This is a genomic window from Streptomyces sp. NPDC059895 (assembly GCF_042731035.1).
Taxonomy (GTDB): domain Bacteria; phylum Actinomycetota; class Actinomycetes; order Streptomycetales; family Streptomycetaceae; genus Streptomyces.
The window spans coordinates 92,601-115,007 of record NZ_JBHWKO010000001.1 but is presented as its reverse complement, the minus strand read 5'-3'; the positions used below and the strand labels follow the sequence as shown (position 1 = coordinate 115,007).

Sequence of the window (22,407 nt, the reverse complement as noted above, 5' to 3'; positions counted from 1 at the left end):
TCCGGGGGAGGGTGTTCGAACGCATGGCTGATGATCCTGGCCCCTTGAGTGGCAGGAGGGCCGTTGCCCGACACCGTACGAGCCGACACCGGAAGACCCGCGTCGGAGGAGCCCCGGCTCACCACGCGCCAGGCCAGACGCCGCCCTGTCCCCCGACATGTCGTCGTCGCGCTGGTGCTGGCGCTGGCGGGCCTGCTCTCCCTGAGCATCTCGGGCAACGCGTTCCGCCCCTTCGAGCGGATCACCACCCTGGAGGCGCGGATGGCCTCCAAGTCGGACTTCTTCAGAGACCCGGCGGTGCAGCGGCTGTTGCTCGAGCACGGCTTACGCGTCGACATCCACCGCCTGGGCTCGCGGGGCATCGCCACCCAGTCCCTGGAGGACATGGACGTCGTCTTCCCCTCCGGGCAGCCCGCCGCGAAGCTCGTCCTCGACCGGCAGGACCGCTCCGTCCGCTCGGTCCGCCCCTTCGTCACGCCCCTGGTCCTCGGCACCTTCCGCGCCTACGCCGAGACCCTGGTGAAGACCGGCGTGGCCACCCCGCAGGAGAACCCCGACGGCGGCCCCACCCTCTACTACGACCTCGACATGGCCGCGTTCATGACCCTGCTCGACGGCCAGGAGGACGGCCGGACCACCGCCGACCAGGACGGCGACGGCCGCGTCGAGGGCGCCGACACCTGGAACGGCATCGGCTACGACCGCGACGACGGAAGCGGCGACGGCGGCCGCAGCAACGGCGGCCGGGTCCTGGTGCGCACCTCCGACGTCTGCGAGTCCAACTCCGCCGGCACCTACCTCAGCCTCCTCGCCTTCGTCGCCAACCGGAACAGCACCCCCGGCACGCAGAACACCGACGACCCCCGGCTCGCGGCGGACGCGGTCACCGCACTCGCCGCGAAGATCAAACCCCTGATCAACCTCCAGGGCATGTGGGCCGACGAACAGGCCGACAGCTACTTCTCCGACCTCGGCGAGAGCATCGCGCCCCTCTCCCTCCTCTACGAGCACCAGTACCTGGCCCACCAGCTCGCCTACCACGACCAGTACGGCAAGCAGGACACCAACCGCGTCCTGCTCTACCCCACGCCCTACGCCCTCACCGAGCCCCAGCTCATCTCCCTCACCGACGACGGCGACCGGCTGGTCCAACTGCTCCAGGAGGACGAGGAACTGCGCGACCGGGCCATCGAACTGGGCTTCCGCGTCCGCGTCTCAGGCGAGGACGGCACCGGCGAGCGCCTCGGCGACCACCTGCGCGACCACGGCATACAGGAGCCCGTCCCCAACCGCGACCAGACCAAGTCCTACGAACCCGAACTGGACGTCCTGGAACGGATCATCGACCACGTCGGCAACTGCCCGCCGCCCGTACAGGACACCCCGTGACCCGGCGCCCCGGCCCCCTCGTGGCCGCCCTCGCCCTCGCCCTGCTGACCACCCTCACCCCGGCCTGCACCACGGACGACGACCCGGTCACCCTGCGGGTGCTGGCCAGCCCCGAACTGGCCGACGTGGCACCGCTGCTGGACCGGCTGGAGGAGGAGACCGGCGTCGAGCTGGAGATGGACTACACGGCGACCGCCGACCTCGCCGGCCAGCCGCCCGCCCCCGGCGAGAAAGGCTCCTACGACCTGGCCTGGCTCGCCTCCGACCGCTCCTTCCAACTGCGCCTCCAGGACTCCGGCGACCGCCTCACCCGGCCCGAGTCCACCGCGATCATGCGCTCACCCGTCGTCGTCGGACTCACCCCGGACACCGCCGACGCGCTGCGCGAGCGCGCCCCCGGCGGCCGGATCTCCTGGGCGGACGTCGCGGACGCCGCCGCCGACGGCACCCTGCGCTTCGGCATGGCCGACCCCCGGCGCAGCGACACCGGGCGGGCCGCGCTCGTCGGCGTCGCCACCGCGGCCGCCGACACCGGCGGCGCCCTGCGGGAGGAGGACGTCTCCTGCGACCGGCTGCGCGGCTTCCGCTCCGGACAGAGCCTCACCGGCGCCAGCTCGCGCGACCTGATCGACACCTACGTCGACCACCAGGACGCCGCCGACGCCCTGATCGCCCACGAGTCCGAACTGCTCACCCTCAACGCCGGGGACCGGCTCGACCGGCCCCTGGAGATCGTCCACCCGGACGACGGCATGGTCCTCTCCGACTTCCCGCTGCTCCTCCTCGACCCCGGCGAGCGCGCGGCGTACGGCAAGGTCGTCGACTGGCTGCTCGGCGCCGACGTCCAGCGCGAGCTGATGCGGCGCACCCACCGCCGGCCCGTCAACCAGGACGTCGAGCCCTCCCGCGAACTGCGCGCGCCCGTCGGCAACGCCCTGTCCTTCCCCGACCGGCTGTCCATCGTGGAGCGGCTCGTCGACGACTACGGCGACCCGGTGCACGCCACCGGCGACCAGGTCGTGTTCGTGCTGGACTTCTCCACGTCGATGCGCGGCGAGCGCATCGCCGCCCTGCGGGCCGCCTTCGCGGGCCTGAGCGGCGCCGACCGTTCCGCCACCGGCAAGTTCGCCCGTTTCTACCGGGGCGAGCGCCTCACCGTCGTCCGCTTCGGCGGCCGGGTGCTCCAGGAGCGCACGGTCACCGTCCGCTCCGACGCCGACCTGCGCACCCTCGACCGGATCGTCGCGGACGGCGGCTTCGACGACGCCACCGCCGTCTGGTCGGCCCTCGACCGCGGCTACCGCATCGCCACCGACGCCGTACGGGCCGCGCCCGAACGGCCCGTCGCCGTCGTGCTGATGACGGACGGCGAGAACAACGCGGGCCTGTCGTACGCCGAGTTCCTGAGCCGGCACGACCGGCTCGGGTCCGCGGCCGACGCGGTGCCCACCTTCCCCGTCCCGTTCGGAGAGGCCGACGCCGGCGCCCTGAAGCGGGTCGCCGCGGCGACCGGCGGCCGCGTGGTCGACGCGGGCCTCTCCTCGCTCTCCGACGCGTTCAAGGAGATCCGTGGGTGTCATTGACAGTCAGTGGTGGGGCCTGTGGTGGCCGTGGCTGGTCGTCTGGGCGGTGACGGCGGCGTCCCTGGCCGTCGTGGCCCGGCACGCCCTGCTGCGCCTGGGCCGGTCGCGCCGCCGCCGCGACGACGGGCGCACCGTCCACGGCATGTGCTTCTTCCTGCACGACAAACGGGTCATGGACCTCTACCAGTACGGCGGGTTCGCCCACGCGCTGGAGGCCGAGGTCGCCGACCGGATAAACGTCGACACCGGCATCGGGCTGCGCGCCCGGCTGGGGCTCGGCGGCTCGGGCGGGGCGCACCGCCAGGTCACCAAGGAGCGTGTCACCGCCTACATCCTGCAGAGCACGCCGATCACGGTGATCCGGCTGCTGATGGACACCATGCGCAAGGAGGACGCCGTCGTGCACGCCGACCTCACCACCGGCGTGGTCACCCCGAACCGGGCGCTCGAGGACTCGCTGGGCGACCAGGGCGGCGACGGCCGGGTGCCGCTGACCGCCGTCGGCGTCGCCTCGGCGTTCGTCTCGGTCACCGGCCGGTTCACCGCGGTGCGCGCGGAGAACGACGACATCGTGCTGAGCGCCCGGTACGGCACCGGACTGCCACCCGCGCGGGTGCGGATCGTCTGCGAGGCGGCCGGGGTGCGCGAGGGCTTCCACAACCCCGACTACTTCACCGGCGAGTTCCAGGCCCGCTGCCTCGGCAAGGTGCCGACCTGGAACCGCGAACGGGGCGAGCTGACGCTGAATCCGATCGCGATATTCCTCTGAAATTCCGGCCGGGCGAACTGTACTGACCGCGCGTCAGCTGTGCGGGGGTGGTGGTACGACGACGGCCCCCCGCCCGGAAGGGCGAGGGGCCGTACGTCGGTTTGGTCCGGGGCCGTACGTCGGTCCGGTCCGTTCGGTCCGGGCCGGGGCTCAGCCGCGCTGGATGCCGGAGGTGTCCCGCAGGACACCGCGCCGGCCGTCCTGGGTCTGCGCGACCAGACCCTGGGCGCCCTGCTCGACGGCCAGGTACCAGGTGCCGGGCGCCAGTTCGGCGATCGGCGTGGGCGCGCCGTCCTCCGCGAACAGCGGACGCGGCACCGGCACGGCGAACCAGAACGGCGAGAAGTCCGGGGCCGGCGGCTGCGCCGGACCCGGCTGCGCGCCGAACGGCGGCTGCCCCGGCTGACCCTGCTGCGGATGCCCGCCGAACGGCGGCTGCTGCGCGCCCGGGTAGCCGTAACCACCGGGCGGCTGGGCGCCGTAGGGCTGCGGCGTCGGCGGCTTCGGGGCCGGGATCAGCGCGGCCTGGAGGGCCGGCACCAGCGGGGTGGCGATGGCGGCCGCGGCCAGCAGGAGGGCGCCGATCAGACCGAGGATGAGGCCGGCGCCGGTGTCGATGTCCGCCCCGTCGAAGGCGTCGGTGAACGCGCCCAGCGGGTCGATGATCGACCAGAACGACGTCCACGCGGCGAAGACGGCCAGCGCGACGCCCAACTGGCCGAGGTCGAGGCCGGCGACCTTGCGCGGCTGCGGGAGCGCGCGGGCGACGACGATCAGCGCCGCCCCGATGATCCCACCGATGTACATGCTCATCAGGAGGCCGAGGTTGTCCCAGGCGTTGGGGACGTCGTCACCGGAGCCGTCGAACGTGTCCAGGAACGACGCGATGAACAGCAATACCGCTGCTCCGATCACCACGCCGTCGCCTCGAGTGAGGGAGCGGATATTCACTTCAGGTCCTTCGTCAGTCGTCTCGTCATCGGTCCACGCATCGGTAGAGGCGTCGCTGTCACCATGTCGCCGTCAGGCCCGGGTGGGAAGCGCGGGGGCGGCCCCTGATCGTAGGGACGACACTATCGTCCGTACGATCGGACTGTCCGCCGGGATCAGTGCGCCGATCGCTACCCGCGCAGGAAACTCACGATTCCCTCAGAGATCCCTTGCGCCGCCTTCTGCCGCCAGGCACCGCTGGTCAGCAGCGCCGCGTCCTTGCTATCGCGCATGTTGCCGCACTCGATGAACACCTTGGGAACCGTTGACAGATTGAGACCGCCCAGGTCCTCGCGCGTGACGAGACCGCTGCCGTCTCCCACGTAGTTGGAGGGTGCGCTGTCCGTGACGCGCCCGAAGCCGGCGGCGATCAGCTTCCCGAGCTCCCGCGAAGGACCCACGATGGCACGGGTGTCGGCGGCGCCCGCGCGCACCTCGCCCGGCAGGATCACGTGGTAGCCGCGGTTGCCGGTCCCCGAGCCGTCGGCGTGGATCGAGACGACCGCGTCGGCGTGCGCGGCGTTCCCGATCCGGGCGCGCTCGTCGACGCAGGGGCCGTAGGGCCGGTCCGCGTCCTGGGTCAGTGTCACCGTGGCGCCCTGCCGTCGCAGCAGGGTGCTCAGCCGGTGTGCCACGTCCAGGGTGAACGCGGCCTCGCTGTAACCGGAGTCGGTGGACGTGCCGGTGGTGTCGCACTCCTTGCGGTGGGTGCCGACGTCCACCTTGCTGTTGATCTCGTCGGGGTGCCGGAAGTTGGTCGGGTTGTGGCCCGGGTCGATGACGACGACCTTGCCCGTGAGGGAGGCGGCCGTGGCCGTGGCGGACGGTGAGGCGGAGGCGGCGGGTTTCCCGTCGCCGTCGCCGTCGGCGCCGGCCGTCGTCGGCCCTCGCCCGCTTGTCGCCGCTCCCGTCACCCGGCCGGGCCCGCCGTCCCCCGCCCCGGCCAGCGCCTCGTACCCCAGCCACCCGAGCAGCGCGCCGGGCACGAGCACGGCGAGCGCCACGGCGAGGGGGCGGCGCAGCCGCGAGCGCCGGGGGAGCGGATGATCGAATTCCGGGCCTGTGTACGACACGCGTGCCACCCTAGCGGGGACCGCATGGCGCGACCCGCGGACGACGGCCGGAGGGGTGGTGGCTGGAGGGCGACGGCCGGAGGGTGGTGGCCGGAGGGGTGGTGGCCGGAGGGGTGGTGGCCGGAGGGGGGTGGGGTGCCCGGAGGGGGTGGGGTGCCCGGAGGGGGTGGGGTGCCCGGAGGGTGGTGGCCGGACGGTGGTGGCCGGGAGGGCTGGGGCCGGCGGCTCACTTCACGGGTGTCCGGGAGGGCTGGGGCCGGCGGCTCACTTCACGGGTGTCCGGGAACCCTCCGTGGCGGAGGAGGCCGCGGCGACCGGGGCGCCCGTCGCCGGCCTGCGCGGCAGCCACACCAGCATCAGCGCCGCCCCGGCGAGCAGCACCCCCGTGCCCGTGCGGAACGCCAGCGCGTAGCCCTCGGTCAGCGCCTCCGGCGTGGTGCCGCCGTCGGTGCGGGCGGCCGCCACCGTCGACAGCACCGCCAGGCCCAGCGAACCGCCCATCGTGCGGGAGGTGTTGACCAGCCCGGAGACCAGACCCGCCTCGCCCGGCGCCGCCCCGGAGGTGGCGAGCGCGGCGAGCGGGGTCGCCGACAGGCCCGCGCCCAGCATCATCAGGACGCCCGGCAGCATGATCGCGGTGAGGTAGGCGCCGTCGGCGCTCATCGTCGACTGCCAGCCGAACCCGGCCGCCGCGACCAGCGCGCCCAGCGTGGCCACGGTGCGCGCCCCGGCCGCCCGCATGAGGCGGGGCGCGAGCTTGGAGCCGAGGACGATGGCCAGGGAGCTGGGCATCAGCGCCAGGCCCGCCTCCAGCGGTGTGTAGCCGAGCGCGTTCTGCGCGTACAGCGTCATGAAGTACCACATGCAGAACATGGCCGAGCCGGTCAGGAACATCGCCGTGTTCGCCGAGGCCACCGGCCGCAGCCGCAGCAGTCCGAGCGGCATCAGCGGGGCCGCCGTGCGGGCCTCGACGGCCAGGAACAGGGCGATCAGCGCGAGCCCGGCGGCCAGCGGCACCAGCACCGCCGTCGCGGCCCACCCCTCGGCCTCCGTCCGGGAGATGCCGTACGCCAGGGTGGCCAGCCCGGCCGTCACCAGCAGGGCGCCCGGCAGGTCGAGGCGGCGGCCGTCACCGGCCCGGCTCTCGGTCAGGCGGGCGAGGGCGCCGGCCAGGACGACCGCGCCGACCGGCACGTTGATCAGCAGCACCCAGCGCCACGACAGCAGGTCGACCAGCACACCGCCGACGAGCCCGCCCGCGGCGCCGCCGCCCGCCCCGACGGCGGTCCACGTCGCGATCGCCCGGGCCCGGGCCGCGCCCTCCGGGACGGCGGCGGTGACGATCGTCAGCGTGGCGGGCGCCAGCACGGCCGCGCCCAGCCCCTGCACCGCCCGCGCGAGCAGCAGTTGCCAGTCGTCCCGGGCCAGCCCGCCGGCCAGCGAGGCCACCGTGAACAGGGCGAGCCCGACCAGGAACATCCGCTTGCGCCCGTACAGGTCACCGGCCCGTCCGCCGAGCAGCATGAACCCGGCGAAGGAGATGGCGTACGCGTTCACCACCCACTGAAGGCCCGAGGCGCCCATCCCCAGCTCCGCCCGCATCGACGGCAGCGCCACGTTCACGACGGAGACGTCGAGGACGACGAGGAACTGCCCGGCGCAGGCGAGCGCGACGACGAGCCAGGCGGGGGAGGAGGGGGAGGCGGGGGAGACGGGGCGGCGGGGCGGTGGCACGGTGTCGGTCGCTTCGGGCATGGGCGTCATGGTCTCAAGGCTCCGTGCCCCTTGCATCGGAAATCCGGCGTAGGTCTCGGGCCGTAGCCCTGGCCCGGCAGGCCGTCTCCCCAAGAGAAGGTCAAGATTTCGTTAGTGTGCCGAAGCATAGGAATAGTTGCTCATGCATACGTGGTTCATCATGCACGTATCCCGCACGCCGCGCTCCCTCGTCCCCTCCCTCACCCCTGCCCTCACATCCCGCCCACACCCTCGCCCGCACCCTCGCCCACACCCTCGCCCTCACCTCAGGCCTGGAGGCCCCTCTTCATGACGCACACGCCGACCGACCGGCCCCGACGCGGAGCGAACGGTGCCGTAGTCCCGGTGCTCGCCTTCGCGGGCATCGTGGTCGCGGTGATGCAGACCCTGCTCGTCCCGGTCATCAAGGACCTGCCGCAACTGCTGGACACCGCCCCCAGCGACGCCACCTGGGTCCTGACCTCCACCCTGCTCTCCGGCGCGGTGGCCACGCCCATCATGGGCCGCCTCGGCGACCTGTACGGCAAGCGGCGCATGCTGATCCTCAGCCTCGCCGTGATGGTCGTCGGCGCGCTCGTCAGCGCCGTCACCAGCGACCTGATCACGATGATCGCCGGCCGCACCCTCCAGGGCTTCGCGATGGGCGCGATACCGCTCGGCATCGGCCTGATGCGCGACATGCTGCCCCGCGAACGGCTCGGCTCGGCCATGGCCCTGATGAGCTCCTCCATCGGCGTCGGCGGCGGCCTCGCCCTGCCCGCCGCCGCCCTGATCGCCCAGCACAGCGACTGGCACGCCCTCTTCTACGGCGCCGCCGGCCTCGGCGTCCTCGCCATCGCCCTCACCCTCCTCGTCGTCCCCGAGTCCCCGGCGCGCGCCGAGGGCTCCTTCGACCTGCCCGGCGCGCTCGGCCTGTCCGCCGGACTCGTCCTCTTTCTGCTGCCCATCACCAAGGGCAGCGACTGGGGCTGGACCTCCGCCACCACGCTCGGCCTGTTCGCCGCGGCGGCGGCCGTCCTCGTCCTGTGGGGCGTGATGGAGCTGCGCCTGAAGGCCCCGCTGGTCGACCTGCGGACCACCGCCCGCCGCGAGGTCCTCCTCACCAACCTCGCCTCGATCATGGTCGGCGTCAGCTTCTACGTCGTCTCCCTCGTCCTGCCGCAACTCCTCCAGCTGCCGACGAGCACCGGCTACGGCCTCGGCCAGTCGATGGTCGCCGCGGGCCTGCTCGTCGCCCCGCTCGGCCTGACGATGATGTTCACCGCGCCCGTCTACGCCCGGCTCTCCGCCCGGTACGGCCCCAAGGTCACGCTGATCCTCGGCATGCTGATCATCGCCATCGGCTACGGCGCCGGCCTCGGCCTGATGAGCGCCGCCTGGCAGAGCCTCGTCATCGCGGTGGTCCTCGGCGCCGGCATCGGCCTCGCCTACTCGTCCCTGCCCGCGCTGATCGTCGGCGCCGTCCCCGCCTCCGAGACCGGCGCGGCCAACGGCCTGAACACCCTGATGCGGTCCATCGGAACGTCCGTCTCCAGCGCCGTCATCGGCATGGTGCTCGCCAACACCGCGCACACCGTGAACGGCGTCGCCGTCCCCACCCTGCACGGCTTCCGCGTCTCCTTCCTGATCGCCACCGCCGCCGTCGCCGTGGGCCTCGTCCTGGCCCTCTGCCTGCCCGGCCGCACCCCGTCGGCCGCGCCGCTGCTGCGCGCCAGCAGCGAGGAGGACGCCAACCTGGAACGCGCCGAGGCCGTCCTGCGGGGCTTCCGCGGCCGCGTCCTGGACGCCGGCGGCACCCCGGTCGCCCGCGCCAGGGTCACCCTCATCGACCCCCGCGGCCGGCAGGCCGGCGCCACCCTGTCCGCCCAGGACGGCAGCTACACCCTCACCGTCCCCGCCCAGGGCTCCTACGTCCTCGCCGCCCGGGCCACCGGCCACGGCCCCCACGCCTCCGCCGCGACCCACGCGGGCGACGACCACCCGGTCGACGTGGACCTGGCGCTGCCGGGCGAGACGGTCACGGCCTGACGACCGGCTCACCGCACCCCCCGCCGCAACCGCCGGCGGGGGGTGCGACAGCATGGGCGCCTGCGCATCCGTACGACCGGGAGGCACCCCATGACCGCCGCGGCACCCGAGCCCGAGATCCTGGCCGCGTTCGAGGCCGCGAAGGGCTTCATGCCCGTCGACGAGGGGCTCGCCCTGTACGCGGCGGCCGTGACGGCGGGACGGCTGGGCCTGCCGCTGCTGGAGGTCGGCACCTACTGCGGGCGCTCCACGCTCCTGCTCGCCGACGCGGCCCGCGCCGCCGGGGTCACCGCCCTCACCGTGGACCACCACCGCGGCAGCGAGGAGCAGCAGCCCGGCTGGGACTACCACGACCCGGAGACGGTCGACCCGGAGACCGGCCTGATGGACACCCTGCCCACCTTCCGCCGCACCCTCCACCGGGCGGGACTGGAGGAGCACGTCGTCGCCCTGGTCGGCCGCTCGCCGCAGGTGGCGAAGGTGTGGGGCGCCCCCCTCGGCCTGGTCTTCGTCGACGGCGGCCACACCGACGAGCACGCGAACGCCGACTACGAGGGCTGGGCCCCCCACCTCGCCGACGGCGGCCTCCTCGTCATCCACGACGTCTTCCCGCACCCCGCCGACGAGTTCACCGGCCAGGCCCCCTACCGCGTCTACCTGCGCGCCCTGGCGTCCGGGGCCTTCACGGAGGTCTCGGACACCGGTTCGCTGCGGGTGCTGCGGCGCACGGGCACCGGGATCTGAAAGGGCGCCCGGGAACCGGTGTCGGGCCGTGCGGTCTCCTGCGATCTTCGTGCGGTCTCCGGGCGGCCTCCGTGCGGTCTTCGGGCGGTCGGGGGCCCGTCCGGCGACCAACGGTGCCGGCATCCGACGTATCGTCCTGACCGTTCACACGTGACCGGGGCCGCGCGCGGTGCTCCGCCACAGCGAGGAGGCCCATGCCCATCGACGTGGCCGAGGCGCTCGCCGCCGCACCCCGCTCCCGCGAGATCGCCTGGACCGCCGAGGACGTCCTCCTGTACCACCTGGGCATCGGCGCGGGCGTCCCCGCCACCGACCCCCGCGAACTGCGCTACACCCTGGAGTCGCGGCTGCACGTCCTGCCCAGCTTCGCCACCGTCGCGGGCTCCGGCCCGCCCGGGGTGATCGGCGCCCTGTCCATGCCCGGCGTCGACGTCGACCTCGCCCGTGTCCTGCACGGCGGCCAGTCGCTGACCGTGCACCGCCCGATCCCCGCCGAGGGCGCCGCCACCGCCACCGGCCGGATCACCGCGGTGTACGACAAGGGCACGGCCGCCGTCCTGGTCCTGCGCACCGACGTCACCGACGCCGACGGCCCGTTGTGGACCGGCGACGCCCACGTCTTCGTACGGGGCGAGGGCGGCTGGGGCGGAGACCGCGGTCCCTCCGCCCGGCCCGGCCCACCGGACGGCGCACCCCACACGGTGCTCGAACGGCGCGTCCGCGAGGACCAGGCCCTGCTCTACCGCCTCTCCGGCGACCGGAACCCGCTGCACGCCGACCCCGAGTTCGCGCGGCTCGCCGGCTTCGAGCGGCCCGTCCTGCACGGCCTGTGCACCTACGGGATCACCCTCAAGGCCGTCGTCGACACGCTGCTCGACGGGGACGTGACCCGGGTGCGCTCGTACACCACCCGCTTCGCCGGAGTCGTGTACCCGGGCGAAACTCTGCGCGTCCGCCTGTGGCGGCGGGCGGGCGCGGTGCGGGCGACGGTGAGCGCGGTCGAGCGGGGCGACGCGCCGGTCCTCACCGACACACTCGTCACCCACGACTGAGTCCCCGCCGGAACGCGGGAGGTGGAACGCGGAAGGTGGAACGCGGGAGGCCCCGCCCGTCGTGAGACGGGCGGGGCCTTCCGGCGCGTACCGTCAGGCAGCCGCCTCGACCTTCTCCGCGGCCGGCTTGCGGTGCCGGCCGCGAGGAGCGGACTCGCCGTCCTGGGCCGAGACCGGGCCCCGGTGGCGGCCGTGACCGCTCTCCTGGGTGTCGGCGGACAGCGGCCGCGTGGTGCTTGCGTCACTCATCGGAAGTGTTCACCCCGTCAACATGATCTTTCTTACAGCCGGGAGAGTTTATCCGGCGCACCTCGGGGCGTATCCAGGCGGCCATGCCGACCGCTGCTACTTCGTTACAAGCCGGTCGAGAGGGGCCTGCTGGAGCGGAACAGGGCGGGCGGCACCGGGTGCGGAGGCACCGGGACCGGGTCCGGGACCGGGTCCGGGTCCGGCGGCGGAGGCAGGAGTGGAGTCAGGAACGGAGGCAGGAGTGCAGGCGGGGGCGGGCGAGCCGGGGATGGAGGGCTCGGTGGGGAGGGAGAAGGAGAGCGGGAGGGGACTCGGTGCGGAGGCCGTTGGTTGCGCGGCCGCTGGTTCCGCGCCCGTGCCGCGCGGGGCCACGCTCACGCGCGCCACGCCGCACGGCTCCGCCGCCGTCGCGTACGGCAGGCGCAGCACGCCGTCCCGGGTCCACAGGCCGCTGCCCGTCAGCCAGCCCTCGGGAGCCGCCAGCTGGTGCAGATGCCGTTCCGCCGGGCGCCACACGCCGAGCCGGCTGCCGAACGGGCCGTCGACGCGGAGCGCCACCGCGCACGTCTCCGGCAGCAGCACCTGACCCGGCTGGATCGCGAACGGTGTCAGGACGCAGCCCGGGATCCGCAACGACTCCGGGAAGCGGACCGGGAACGTGCTGCCGAGCACGCCCCAGCCGAGCCGTGCCTCACCGGGCGAGGGCGCGTCCGAGCTGATCAGCAGCAGACCGCTGTCCGGGTCCGCCAGCAGCAGCCGGTCGTCGCTGTCGGCGGTGATCTGGAGCAGCGGGGACACCTCGCCGCCCCGCTCCAGGTCCACCACCACGGCCTTCGTGCGGCCGCCGGTCTCCCGGTCCAGCGCCAGCATGCGGCCCGTCCGGTCCAGCCACACCCCGCCCGAGCAGCGGCCGGGAAGGTCGGCGACGTGCTCCGGGCCGAACGCGCCGCCCGCGACCAGCCACAGCGTCGTCGACCGCGGACCCACCGCCAGGGCGTACGCCCGTTCACCGCACGGCGCCGGCGGCAGCAGGCGCAGCCGGGTGCCCGCGTCCGGGCACTCCACCGCGCCCAACGGCAGTTCGCCGGTGCCCGGGCCGGTCGGGTAGAGCAGCGAGAAGGCGTGCCGTCCCCGCACCACCCGGCGGATCAGAACACGGCCGTCGCCCATCGGGTGCACTTCCGTGCCGGGCTCCTCCGGCTGGTGGACGGGGAGCGGTACGGCGTACGGCTCGGGGCCGTCCAACGTCCAGCGCTCCGGGAACCAGGACTCGCCGTCTCGCGCGAGACGGGCGGCGTAGGCGCCGTCCGCCGTGATCACGCAGGGCGCGTGCGGCGTACGGTCGTCGTCGTCCTCGTCCTCCGTGGTGGATTCGATTGCACAGGCCGTCATGGCTCGGTCACCTCCGGTGACGAAGCTAAGGTCGTGCGCACGGGAGGGGGATCGGGGCACGGGCGCTTCGCTCGTACGAGTGGTGCAGAAGCGATTCGCCTCCGGGGGTTCGGGGGGTTGTGCTGTCCGCCCACCCGCCCGGCTCCCCGCACCCCGCGCCGGTGCACCCCCGAGGACCGGCCAGGTAGCCTTTTCCCCGTGCCCCGTCTGTCTGAAGTCATCGCCGCGCTGGAGAAGCTGTGGCCCGCCGAGCGGGCCGAGGCCTGGGACGCGGTCGGTACGGTCGTGGGCGACCCCGACCAGAAGGTCGCGCGGGTCCTGTTCGCGGTCGACCCCGTCCAGGAGATCGTCGACGAGGCGGTGAAGCTGGACGTCGATCTGCTCGTCACCCACCATCCGCTGTACCTGCGCGGGACGACGACCGTCGCGGCGTCGACGTTCAAGGGCCGGGTCGTGCACGATCTGATCAAGAACGACATCGCGCTGCACGTCGCCCACACCAACGCCGACACCGCCGACCCGGGGGTGAGCGACGCGCTCGCCGGGGCGCTCGACCTGCGGGTCGTCCGGCCCCTCGTCCCCGACGCCTCGGACCCGGACGGGCGGCGCGGGCTCGGCCGGGTCTGCGAGCTGGACCATCCGCTGACCGTGCGCGAGCTCGCCGCACGGGCCGCCGAGCGGCTGCCGGCGACCACGCAGGGCATCAGGGTGGCGGGGGACCCGGAGGCGGTCGTACGCACCGTCGCCGTGAGCGGCGGATCCGGCGACAGCCTCTTCGACCACGTGCGTGCGGCCGGAGTCGACGCCTTCCTCACCGCGGATCTGCGCCACCACCCGGCGTCCGAGTTCATGGCCGCCGGCGCCCGCAGTCCTCTCGCGCTGCTCGACGCGGCGCACTGGGCCACCGAGTGGCCCTGGTGCGAGCTGGCCGCCGCCCAGCTCGACGAGATCTCCGACCGGAACGGATGGGGCCTGCGGGTCCACGTCTCCGCGACGGTCACCGACCCCTGGACCCTTCACTCCCCCTCACCTGGAGCCCCCAACTGAACGCCGCGCCCGCCGACCAGATCCGACTCCTCGACGTCCAGGCCCTCGACGTGCGTCTGCAGCAGCTCGCGCACAAGCGGAGGTCGCTGCCCGAGCACGCCGAGATCGAGTCGCTGACCAAGGATCTGACGCAGCTGCGCGACCTGCTCGTGGCCGCGCAGACCGAGGAGAGCGACACCGCCCGCGAGCAGACCAAGGCCGAGCAGGACGTGGACCAGGTGCGCCAGCGCGCCGCCCGCGACCAGCAGCGGCTCGACTCCGGTGCCGTCACCTCCCCGAAGGACCTGGAGAACCTCCAGCGGGAGATCGTCTCCCTCGCCAAGCGCCAGGGCGACCTGGAGGACGTCGTCCTGGAGGTCATGGAGCGCCGCGAGGCCACCCAGGAGCGGGTCGCCGAACTGACCGAGCGCGTCTCCTCCGTGGAGACGAAGATCGACGACGCGACCGGCCGCCGGAACGCCGCGTTCGAGGAGATCGACGGCGAGGCCGCCACGGTGACGAAGGAGCGCGAGGTCGTCGCCGGCGCCGTCCCGGCCGATCTGCTCAAGCTCTACGACAAGCTGCGCGGGCAGCAGGGCGGCATCGGCGCGGCCAAGCTGTACGCGCGATCCTGCCAGGGCTGCCGCCAGGAACTCGCCATCACCGAGCTGAGCGAGATCCGCAAGGCCGCGCCCGACACCGTCGTACGGTGCGAGAACTGCGGCCGGATCCTGGTGCGCACGTCCGAGTCCGGGCTGTAAGGGGCGGACGGCGTGCGGGAGTTCATCGTCGAGGCCGACGGCGGGTCGCGCGGCAACCCGGGGCCCGCGGGCTACGGCAGCGTGGTGATCGACGCGGCGACGGGGGAGACGCTCGCCGAGCGTGCCGAGTACATCGGCGTCGCCACCAACAACGTGGCCGAGTACCGCGGGCTGGTGGCCGGACTGCGCGCCGCCCGCGAACTCGACCCGTCGGCCCCGGTGCGCGTCCGGATGGACTCCAAGCTGGTCGTCGAGCAGATGTCGGGGCGCTGGAAGATCAAGCACCCCGACATGAAGCCGCTGGCCGCGGAGGCGTCCCGGGTCTTCCCGCCCGGCCAGGTCACCTACGAGTGGATCCCGCGCGAACGCAACAAGCACGCCGACCGGCTGGCCAACGAGGCGATGGACGCGGGCAAGCGGGGCGAGCAGTGGGACGCCGGGGCGTCCCGGGCGGCCCTGGACGCCCCGGCGCGGCCGGCCGTCACCGCGGCGGCGCCCGAGCCGTCCGGTCCGCCCGGGGACGCGGCCGCGGGGGCGGCCAGGGCCCGTGCGGCACTGGCGCGGACACGCCCGACGACGGCCGCGGCGGCCACCGCCCCCGCTCCCACGCCCGGCACGAAGGCCGACGACCGCCGCGCCGCCCGCACCGTGGCCACCCCCACCGCGCCCGCCCCCACGCCCACCGCACCCCCCGCTGCCGCGACACCGGCCGCCTCCGCCTCCGCCCCCGCTGCCGTGACACCGGCCGCCTCCGTCTCCGCTGCCGTGACACCGGCCGCCTCCGCCTCGGCCGCCGCGCAGCCGTCCGTCGGCTGGGGCTCCGCGCCCGACCTCGGAGCGCCGGCCACCTTCGTCCTGCTGCGGCACGGGGAGACGCCCCTCACCCCAGAGAAGCGTTTCTCCGGGAGCGGCGGCAGCGATCCCTCCCTCTCCGGCGTCGGCCGGGAGCAGGCCGAGCGGGTCGCCGCCGCCCTCGCCCGGCGCGGCACCGTCCAGCACATCGTCGCCTCCCCGCTCGCCCGCACCCGGGAGACCGCGGCGGCCGTCGCCGCCCGGCTGGGGCTGGAGGCCACCGTCGACGACGGGCTGCGCGAGACGGACTTCGGCGCCTGGGAAGGGCTGACGTTCGGCGAGGTCCGCGAGCGCCACCCCGACGACCTGAACGCCTGGCTGGCCGACCCGGAGGCCGAACCCACCGGCGGCGGCGAGAGCTTCGCGGCGACCGCCACCCGGATCGCCGCCACCCGCGACAAGCTGGTCGCGGCGTACGCGGGCCGCACCGTGCTGCTGGTCACCCATGTCACCCCGATCAAGACCCTCGTACGGCTCGCGCTGGGCGCGCCGCCGGAGTCCCTGTTCCGGATGGAGCTGTCGGCGGCCTCGCTGTCGGTCGTGGCGTACTACGCGGACGGCAACGCCAGCCTCCGCCTCCTCAACGACACGTCCCACCTGCGTCCCTGAGGCGGGCGGCGGCCCGCGCCAGCTCCTCGATCCGCCCCCAGTCCCGGTCGGCCACCGCGTCCGCCGGGACCATCCAGCTCCCGCCGACGCAACCGACGTTGGGCAGCGCCAGGTACTCCGCCGCGTTGTCCGGGCCGATCCCGCCCGTCGGACAGAACCGGGCCTGCGGGAGCGGCCCGGCCAGGGACCCGAGATACGCCGTCCCCCCGGCCGCCTGCGCCGGGAAGAACTTCATCTCCCGCACCCCGCGCTCCAGCAGCGCCACGACCTCCGACGTGGTCGACACCCCGGGCAGGAAGGGGAGCCCGGACGCGCGCATCGCCGCCAGCAGCACCTCCGTCCAGCCGGGGCTCACCAGGAACCGCGCGCCCGCCGCCCGGCACCGCGTCACCTGCTCCGGCGTGATGACCGTCCCGGCCCCGACGACCGCCTCGGGCACGGCGCCGGCGATCTCCCGGATGACGTCGAGCGCGGCGGGCGTGCGCAGCGTCACCTCGACGGCCGGCAGTCCACCCGCGACCAGCGCCCGCGCCAGCGGCACGGCGTCGGCGGCGTCCCGCAGGACCACCACGGGCACGACGGGGGCGATGTCCAGCACCGAGGCAGCCGAAGGGGAGGGCAGGAGTGAGGTCATGCGCCTCATCCTGCCCCCGGTGTGCAGCACGCGCAAAGGTCGTTGCGCATGATGCAACGGTGGGTCGGTCGGTGCCATCGGCTAGTGGACGTGCTCCACCAGTACATCCAGCGTCCAGACAGCCCCTGCCCGCGCCGGGGCCTTCTCCTCCACCACGTAGCCGAGGTCCCGCAGCGCGACCACCAGCTCGGCGGGGCCCTGCGGGGCGATCCCCGCCGTCAGCAGACTCCGTACGATCCGCCCCTTGGTCGCCTTGTTGAAGTGGCTGACCACCTTCCGGGTCGGCGCGTGCAGCACCCGCACGCTCGCCGTCCGCCCGGCCACCTCGCCCTTCGGCTTCCACGCCGCCGCGTACGCCGCCGACCGCAGGTCCAGCACCAGCCCGTCCCCGGCCGCCTCGGGCAGCACCTCCGCCATCGGCGCCCGCCAGTACGCGCCCAGCGCCCCCAGTGCGGGCAGCTTCACCCCCATCGAGCAGCGGTACGACGGGATCCGGTCCGTCACCCGGACCGCCCCCCACAACCCCGAGAACACCAGCAGCGACCCGGCCGCCCGCTCCTGCGCCGCCGCGTCCAGCGAGGCCAGGTCCAGGGAGTCGTACAGCACGCCCGTATAGATCTCACCGGCCGGCCGGGCGCCCGCCGTGCGCAGCGCCGCGTTCTTGGCGACCTCACCGCGCAGCCCCTCGCTCAGCCCCAGCACCTCGCGCGCCTTGTCCTCGTCCCCCGCGCACAGCTCGACCAGCTCGGCCAGCACGGCCTCCCGGGCGGCGGCGAGCCCCGGCAGCGACAGCGACGCCGGCTCCAGCGGGGCGCCACCACCGGACGCGGCCTTTCCTTCGGACGGGGGCAGCAGGACGAGCACGCGCGTTTCTCCTTCGATAGGGCTCCGCGCCAGCGTACGGGGTGGGGCCGCGGTGCCGGGCGAGCCGTGTCCCTGCGACGGCGGTGATCACGTTCCACGATCGAGGGAAGGGCTCCCGATCTCACGGACAGGTGATCCGGCGATGTCCGAGTCCGGCGAGCGACCGAAGGAGGGGCGTGACATGACCGCCATGGCCCATGAGCCGCTCACGCAGGAAGAGGTCCCTGCTGGAGGGCTTTCTCGCCCTGGACACCCTGAAAGGTTCCGGGCGGAGCTCGTCGAGGGGGAGATCGTCGTGACGCCGCCGTCGGACGGGGAACGCTGAGCCGCGGACCGGCCGCCGCACCCGGCCGCGGCGCACGCCCGGTACCATGGTCCATACGGCAGACGAGCCGGGCGGACGGCCGCGTGGAGCCCCCAGGGGCTTCCCGAGGAACGTCCGGGCTCCACAGGGCAAGGTGGTGGCTAACGGCCACCCGGGGTGACCCGCGGGACAGTGCCACAGAAAACAGACCGCCGGGGACCTCGGTCCTCGGTAAGGGTGAAACGGTGGTGTAAGAGACCACCAGTGCCCAGGGTGACCTGGGCAGCTAGGTAAACCCCACCCGGAGCAAGGTCAAAAGGAGCGCCGTCAAAAGCGCTCTGCGCGGACGTTCGAGGGCTGCCCGCCCGAGTCCGCGGGTAGACCGCACGAGGCCGGCGGCAACGCCGGTCCTAGATGGATGGCCGTCTCCCCGGCCGCCGCGAGGCGACCGGGTGACAGAACCCGGCGTACAGCCCGACTCGTCTGCCGCCACCTGCGGCTTTGCCTCGGAAAGCGCCTCTGGCCTGCGTCGGAGGCCCTTTCCGGTCTTTCGGGGGCTTGCCGCGTCAGGTGGCGGAAGTCCCTCGGAAGTCCCTCGGAAGTCCCTCGGACAGCGCGGAAAGTCCCTGGAAGGTCCTGGAGCGGAGGGGCGCGCGAGGCCTCTGGGCTCGGCGTTCGCGAGAACCGTCGGAACATGGCGCTGGAGCCGCAGGTGTTGTATGAGTTCCCCGGTACGCGCATACCGTTGCGTCTTCTCCAGCGGGTCCCCGTAGGCGAGTTGCTCCACCGGGTCGCCGCCGGTGACCACGTTGAGCGCGATGCGGTCGCCGAACGGTCTGCGGAAGGTGTCCGCCTGCTGGGCGATGAGCGTGGGCTGCGTCAGCCCGGCCCGGAAGGCGACCAGGAACCCAGTCCGCTCGGTGACCGCCGCGACGGCGGAGGTGAGCACCCACGGGTCCACACAGCCGAGGCCCACCGGCGTGAGCACCTTGCCGAACGGACCCGTGATCCGCCCCAGGCGGAACTGACGGGCAGTCGCTTCGGCGCGGTGGTGAGCGAATCCCGCAGTGGCAGCGGTCGGCCTGGCTCGCGTGCGTCGTCTGTGCCGCCGTGGTGGGCACCGGGTGCTGGGGTGGCCGACGTGCGCTCGCACTCGAAGCGGCATCGGCGCAGGAAGCGCGGTCCCGGATGGCGGCGCCGCCGCTCGGGAGCGGGTGGCAGCAGCGCAGCCACCCGCTCCCACAGGTCCTCAGGAACAGGAGCAGTACGCGCCCCCGACACCCTGCCGACCATAGGACCCACCGCACAACTCAATCTGAGACGATCGGTTGACGAACTACCGGTGATGCGTCCCCGCTACCCGACTGGTGATCGGCAGGAACGGCTGAAGGCGGCCTCAGAGCCCGTTGACGTTCAGCAGCAGGTTGGGGCTTCCGGTTTGGGCATTCGTAACCACCCCGCTCGTGGCCGCCGACTTGATCGCGGCGGTGACGGTCGCCGGGCTCGCCGAGGGATGGGTGGCCAGGTAGAGGGCGGCGGCGCCGGTCACATGCGGGGTGGCCATCGAGGTGCCGCTCTTGACGGCGGTGGCGGTGTCGGAGGTGTAGCCGAGGGACGTGATGGAGGAGCCGGGGGCGAAGATGTCGACGCACGTGCCGTAGTTGGAGAAGCTGGAGCGGGCGTCGGCGTTGGTGGTGGAGGCGACGGTGATCACTGAGGGCTCGCGGGCGGGGGACTGGTCGCAGGCGTCGACGGCGTTGTTGCCGGCGGAGACGGCGACGGTGACTCCGGCGTCGACCATGCCCGCCACGGCAGCGTCCTTGGCGGTGCTCGTGCTGCCGCCTATGGAGACGTTGGCGACGGCGGGCAACTGGGCGTGGGTGGCGACCCATTCGTAGCCGGCGATGACGTTCGCGGTGGTGCCGCTGCCGCTGCAGTCGAGGACGCGCACGGCGACCAGCTTCACGCCTTTGGCCACGCCGTAGGTGCTGCTGCCGACGGTACCGGCGGTGTGCGTGCCGTGGCCGTTGCAGTCGTCGGCGACGGAATCGTCATCGACGAAGTCGTAGCCGTAGCCGGCCCGTCCGCCGAAGTTGCCGTGCGTGATGCGGATGCCGGAGTCGATGACGTAGGCGGTGACGTTGCTCGCTTTGGTCGAGTAGGTGTAACTGCCGCTGAGCGGGAGGTTCGCCTGGTCGACGCGATCGAGTCCCCACGTGGGGGAGGACTGGGTGGTGTCGGCGTACTCGACGCTGTTCTGTTCGACGAAGGCGACGGATGGATCGGCCGCCAACTGGCGGGCCTGGGTGGCGGTGGCTTCGAGAGTGAAGCCGTTGAGGGTGGCGCTGAAGGTGCGGTGCACCTTGCCACCGAACTTGCCGGTGAGCTGACCGGCCTTGCCCTTTCTGGCGCTGGGGGCGTCCTTCTTGAGCACGACGATGTACGAGCCGTCGATGCCCCGGGGGTTGTCGGCGCCTCGTACGACGCCGAGCGGTACGGGCTCGGAGGCGTCTGCCAACGGTGCGAGACCGGTCAGGGTGAGCACCGTACCGGCGCAGGTGAGCAGGGCCAATCTCCTACGCAGCATGCGGGGATGTCTCCTCGAAATGGTGTGACGCATGGGGTGGTTCCCGTGTGGGACCGACCAGAAGCTAGCGCCAAGAAACGGTGAAGCCGCCTGGTCAAAGCTGGTGAGGGTGATCTTTATGCTGGCGTTAAGGGGGCGCTCAGACTGTGCTCAGGTAGCAGGGCTTCTGCGAAGTCGCGAGGCAGGGGGCTCGCCTGCCGCACAGTGAGCTTCTTCAGCGAGGCCACTGATCGGGTGACGTGACGGACAAGGGGCCCCAGGTGGTCGGCCGAGATGTCTGACGTCGCAACCGATCGACGCAAAAGCCCCGTTGGCATCTCCACTGCCGCAATCGGCCTGCCGTAGGTCCTGGTGGAGTGGCGCACGGTGCTCATCGCCGTCGTCACCGGTGAGGGTGGCCGCCGCTGCGGGTTTCCTCCGCACCAGCGCGCCCTGGTCTCCACCGTCATCGCCCCGTCATGCCGGTCCCGGCACGGCCACCCTTTAGGCTGGTCGGCGGGTAGGGAAGAAGAGGGGGATCAGGTGAGCACGCAGAGACAGCGGCGTGAGCTGGCTCAGTTCATCCGCAGTCGGCGCGAGCGTCGCAAGCCCCAGGACGTGGGACTGCCCGTCGTCGGCCACCGGCGCACACCGGGGCTGCGGCGCGAGGAGGTCGCCACGCTCGCCGGCCTCAGCATCACCTGGTACACGTGGTTGGAGCAGGCGCGGGAGATCCGGGTCTCCCGGCAGGTGCTCGGCAGCCTCGCGAACGCACTGGGCCTGGACCCGGTCGAGCGCGACCACTTGTTCCGGTTGGCCGGTGAGGTACCGCCGGGCAACGCCCCGCCGCGCCCCGAACTCCCCAAGCAGTACGAGCTGTTGCTCACCCACCTGAACCCGAATCCGGCGTTCATCGTGAACCGGCGCTTCGACATCCTGGCCTGGAACCAGGGCTGCGAGCTGCTCTACGGAGACCTGGGCGCGCTCCCCGACGAGCGCCGCAACGTCCTGTGGCTCACTTTCACCTCCCCGGAGGTGCGGGCGATGTCGGAGAACTGGGAGGAGGAGGCCTCGTACACCCTCGCCCTGTTCCGCACCCAGGTCGGCGAGCGCATCCTCGACCCCGGCATCGTCGAACTCCTCGACGCCCTGGAGGAGTCCAGCCCGGACTTCACCCGGCTGTGGCAGCTCAAGGAGCTGGCCCCGTTCATCCCCAAGGCGCGCACCGTCAACCATCCGCGGCTCGGCGTGATCGAGCTGGAGTACATCAAGATGCATGTCGCGGACGACGACAAGACCCTCGTGTCGTATCTCGTGAAGCCAGGATCGGACCTGGAACGGCGCCTGGGCGAACTGCTGCGGAAGCGCGAGGACTGAGCCGCTCCCCTGAGGTCGCCACCGGCGCGGCTCTGGCGGGGGTGCGCCGCGCTTGTGGAGCCGAGCACAGCGACGACGGCTCCCCCTACGCCGGCCTGTACACCTCGCTCGTCCTGTCGTCCCGGGCCGTACCGGGACATGCACGCGGCGACCGGAGGGGTGCCGGTGCCTGACGGGGCCACCGACGGCTCGTACACCAACTACCCGGACACCGACCTGGCCGACCCCGCCTGGCACACCTCGGGCATGCCGTACCACCCTGTACCGCAAGGGCAACTGCCCGCGGCTCCAGCGGGTCAAGGCCGCGTACGACCCCGGGAACGCCTTCCGGCACCCACTGTCGGTCCGGCTGCCGGACGACTGAGGCCTCGCCCGGACAGCACCCGCCCC

Annotated in this window: 18 protein-coding genes, 1 other RNA gene and 3 pseudogenes; 13 read left to right on the top strand and 9 right to left on the bottom strand. The window is 73.2% G+C overall.

Annotated elements, in window-relative coordinates; translation table 11 throughout:
- Positions 1-63 precede the first annotated feature (63 nt).
- Genes ACFV9M_RS00520 through ACFV9M_RS00510 form a run of 3 tightly spaced genes read left to right on the top strand, consistent with a single transcriptional unit; the run spans position 64 to position 3,741 of the window.
- Positions 64-1,389 (top strand): hypothetical protein, encoded by a 1,326-nt coding sequence (locus tag ACFV9M_RS00520; RefSeq protein WP_385062086.1) that lies wholly within the window; start codon positions 64-66, stop codon positions 1,387-1,389.
- Positions 1,386-2,972: a substrate-binding domain-containing protein gene (locus tag ACFV9M_RS00515; RefSeq protein ID WP_385062085.1), complete on the top strand. Its 1,587-nt coding sequence runs from the start codon at positions 1,386-1,388 to the stop codon at positions 2,970-2,972. The genes ACFV9M_RS00520 and ACFV9M_RS00515 overlap by 4 nt, the downstream gene beginning before the upstream one ends.
- Complete coding sequence (locus tag ACFV9M_RS00510) at positions 2,959-3,741, top strand: hypothetical protein (RefSeq protein ID WP_385062084.1); 783 nt, start codon at positions 2,959-2,961, stop codon at positions 3,739-3,741. Before ACFV9M_RS00515 ends, ACFV9M_RS00510 begins: the two co-directional genes overlap by 14 nt.
- A gap of 150 nt (positions 3,742-3,891) precedes the next feature.
- Here the strand turns inward: ACFV9M_RS00510 and ACFV9M_RS00505 are convergent, their stop codons facing one another.
- From ACFV9M_RS00505 to ACFV9M_RS00495, 3 genes are all read right to left on the bottom strand, one after another.
- On the bottom strand, positions 3,892-4,692 hold the full coding sequence (locus tag ACFV9M_RS00505; protein WP_385062082.1) for a hypothetical protein: 801 nt from the start codon (positions 4,690-4,692) through the stop codon (positions 3,892-3,894).
- A gap of 170 nt (positions 4,693-4,862) precedes the next feature.
- The gene (locus ACFV9M_RS00500) at positions 4,863-5,804 is read right to left on the bottom strand and encodes an N-acetylmuramoyl-L-alanine amidase (protein ID WP_385062080.1); all 942 of its coding nucleotides are present in this window, start codon (positions 5,802-5,804) and stop codon (positions 4,863-4,865) included.
- A gap of 264 nt (positions 5,805-6,068) precedes the next feature.
- Entirely contained in the window at positions 6,069-7,568 is a 1,500-nt protein-coding gene (locus ACFV9M_RS00495; RefSeq protein ID WP_385062078.1) for an MFS transporter, read from the bottom strand.
- Between the two features lie 279 nt (positions 7,569-7,847).
- On the opposite strand from ACFV9M_RS00495, the gene ACFV9M_RS00490 reads away from it, so the two are divergent.
- The 3 genes from ACFV9M_RS00490 (at position 7,848) to ACFV9M_RS00480 (ending at position 11,383) form a co-directional block, all read left to right on the top strand.
- Positions 7,848-9,587 carry an MFS transporter gene (locus tag ACFV9M_RS00490; RefSeq protein ID WP_385062077.1) on the top strand — a complete coding sequence of 580 codons (1,740 nt, stop codon included), beginning with the start codon at positions 7,848-7,850 and terminating at the stop codon, positions 9,585-9,587.
- 90 nt (positions 9,588-9,677) lie between these two features.
- Entirely contained in the window at positions 9,678-10,331 is a 654-nt protein-coding gene (locus ACFV9M_RS00485; protein ID WP_385062075.1) for a class I SAM-dependent methyltransferase, read from the top strand.
- 194 nt (positions 10,332-10,525) lie between these two features.
- Entirely contained in the window at positions 10,526-11,383 is an 858-nt protein-coding gene (locus tag ACFV9M_RS00480) for a MaoC/PaaZ C-terminal domain-containing protein (protein WP_385062073.1), read from the top strand.
- Positions 11,384-11,476: 93 nt separating this feature from the next.
- On the opposite strand, the gene ACFV9M_RS00475 is transcribed toward ACFV9M_RS00480, so the two are convergent.
- Both ACFV9M_RS00475 and ACFV9M_RS00470 read right to left on the bottom strand, forming a co-directional pair.
- The gene (locus ACFV9M_RS00475) at positions 11,477-11,632 is read right to left on the bottom strand and encodes a hypothetical protein (RefSeq protein WP_385062071.1); all 156 of its coding nucleotides are present in this window, start codon (positions 11,630-11,632) and stop codon (positions 11,477-11,479) included.
- 96 nt (positions 11,633-11,728) lie between these two features.
- Complete coding sequence (locus tag ACFV9M_RS00470) at positions 11,729-13,024, bottom strand: hypothetical protein (protein WP_385062070.1); 1,296 nt, start codon at positions 13,022-13,024, stop codon at positions 11,729-11,731.
- 198 nt (positions 13,025-13,222) lie between these two features.
- On the opposite strand from ACFV9M_RS00470, the gene ACFV9M_RS00465 reads away from it, so the two are divergent.
- Genes ACFV9M_RS00465 through ACFV9M_RS00455 form a run of 3 tightly spaced genes read left to right on the top strand, consistent with a single transcriptional unit; the run spans position 13,223 to position 16,272 of the window.
- Positions 13,223-14,071 (top strand): Nif3-like dinuclear metal center hexameric protein, encoded by an 849-nt coding sequence (locus tag ACFV9M_RS00465; protein ID WP_385062067.1) that lies wholly within the window; start codon positions 13,223-13,225, stop codon positions 14,069-14,071.
- Entirely contained in the window at positions 14,068-14,811 is a 744-nt protein-coding gene (locus ACFV9M_RS00460; RefSeq protein WP_385062258.1) for a zinc ribbon domain-containing protein, read from the top strand. Before ACFV9M_RS00465 ends, ACFV9M_RS00460 begins: the two co-directional genes overlap by 4 nt.
- Before the next feature lie 12 nt (positions 14,812-14,823).
- Positions 14,824-16,272 (top strand): bifunctional RNase H/acid phosphatase, encoded by a 1,449-nt coding sequence (locus ACFV9M_RS00455; RefSeq protein ID WP_385062065.1) that lies wholly within the window; start codon positions 14,824-14,826, stop codon positions 16,270-16,272.
- Here the strand turns inward: ACFV9M_RS00455 and eda are convergent.
- Positions 16,244-16,906: a bifunctional 4-hydroxy-2-oxoglutarate aldolase/2-dehydro-3-deoxy-phosphogluconate aldolase gene (eda, locus tag ACFV9M_RS00450; RefSeq protein ID WP_385062064.1), complete on the bottom strand. Its 663-nt coding sequence runs from the start codon at positions 16,904-16,906 to the stop codon at positions 16,244-16,246. The two genes, ACFV9M_RS00455 and eda, sit on opposite strands and share 29 nt — an antisense overlap.
- An 81-nt stretch (positions 16,907-16,987) precedes the next feature.
- Entirely contained in the window at positions 16,988-17,770 is a 783-nt protein-coding gene (gene yaaA / locus ACFV9M_RS00445) for a peroxide stress protein YaaA (protein ID WP_385062062.1), read from the bottom strand.
- A gap of 181 nt (positions 17,771-17,951) precedes the next feature.
- Here yaaA and ACFV9M_RS00440 point away from each other — a divergent pair.
- Both ACFV9M_RS00440 and rnpB read left to right on the top strand, forming a co-directional pair.
- Positions 17,952-18,089, top strand: a pseudogene (locus tag ACFV9M_RS00440) (Uma2 family endonuclease); the annotation flags it as partial.
- Between the two features lie 69 nt (positions 18,090-18,158).
- Positions 18,159-18,560: RNase P RNA component class A (gene rnpB / locus ACFV9M_RS00435), an RNA gene on the top strand.
- Between the two features lie 232 nt (positions 18,561-18,792).
- Here the strand turns inward: rnpB and ACFV9M_RS00430 are convergent.
- Together ACFV9M_RS00430 and ACFV9M_RS00425 are read right to left on the bottom strand one after the other, a co-directional pair.
- Positions 18,793-19,239, bottom strand: a pseudogene (locus tag ACFV9M_RS00430) (LLM class flavin-dependent oxidoreductase); the annotation flags it as partial.
- 231 nt (positions 19,240-19,470) lie between these two features.
- Entirely contained in the window at positions 19,471-20,661 is a 1,191-nt protein-coding gene (locus ACFV9M_RS00425; protein ID WP_385062061.1) for a S8 family serine peptidase, read from the bottom strand.
- Positions 20,662-21,183: 522 nt separating this feature from the next.
- Here ACFV9M_RS00425 and ACFV9M_RS00420 point away from each other — a divergent pair.
- Entirely contained in the window at positions 21,184-22,017 is an 834-nt protein-coding gene (locus tag ACFV9M_RS00420; protein WP_385062059.1) for a helix-turn-helix transcriptional regulator, read from the top strand.
- A 129-nt stretch (positions 22,018-22,146) separates the two neighbouring features.
- Positions 22,147-22,381: pseudogene (locus ACFV9M_RS00415) on the top strand (BBE domain-containing protein); the annotation flags it as partial.
- Between the last annotated feature and the right edge of the window lie 26 nt (positions 22,382-22,407).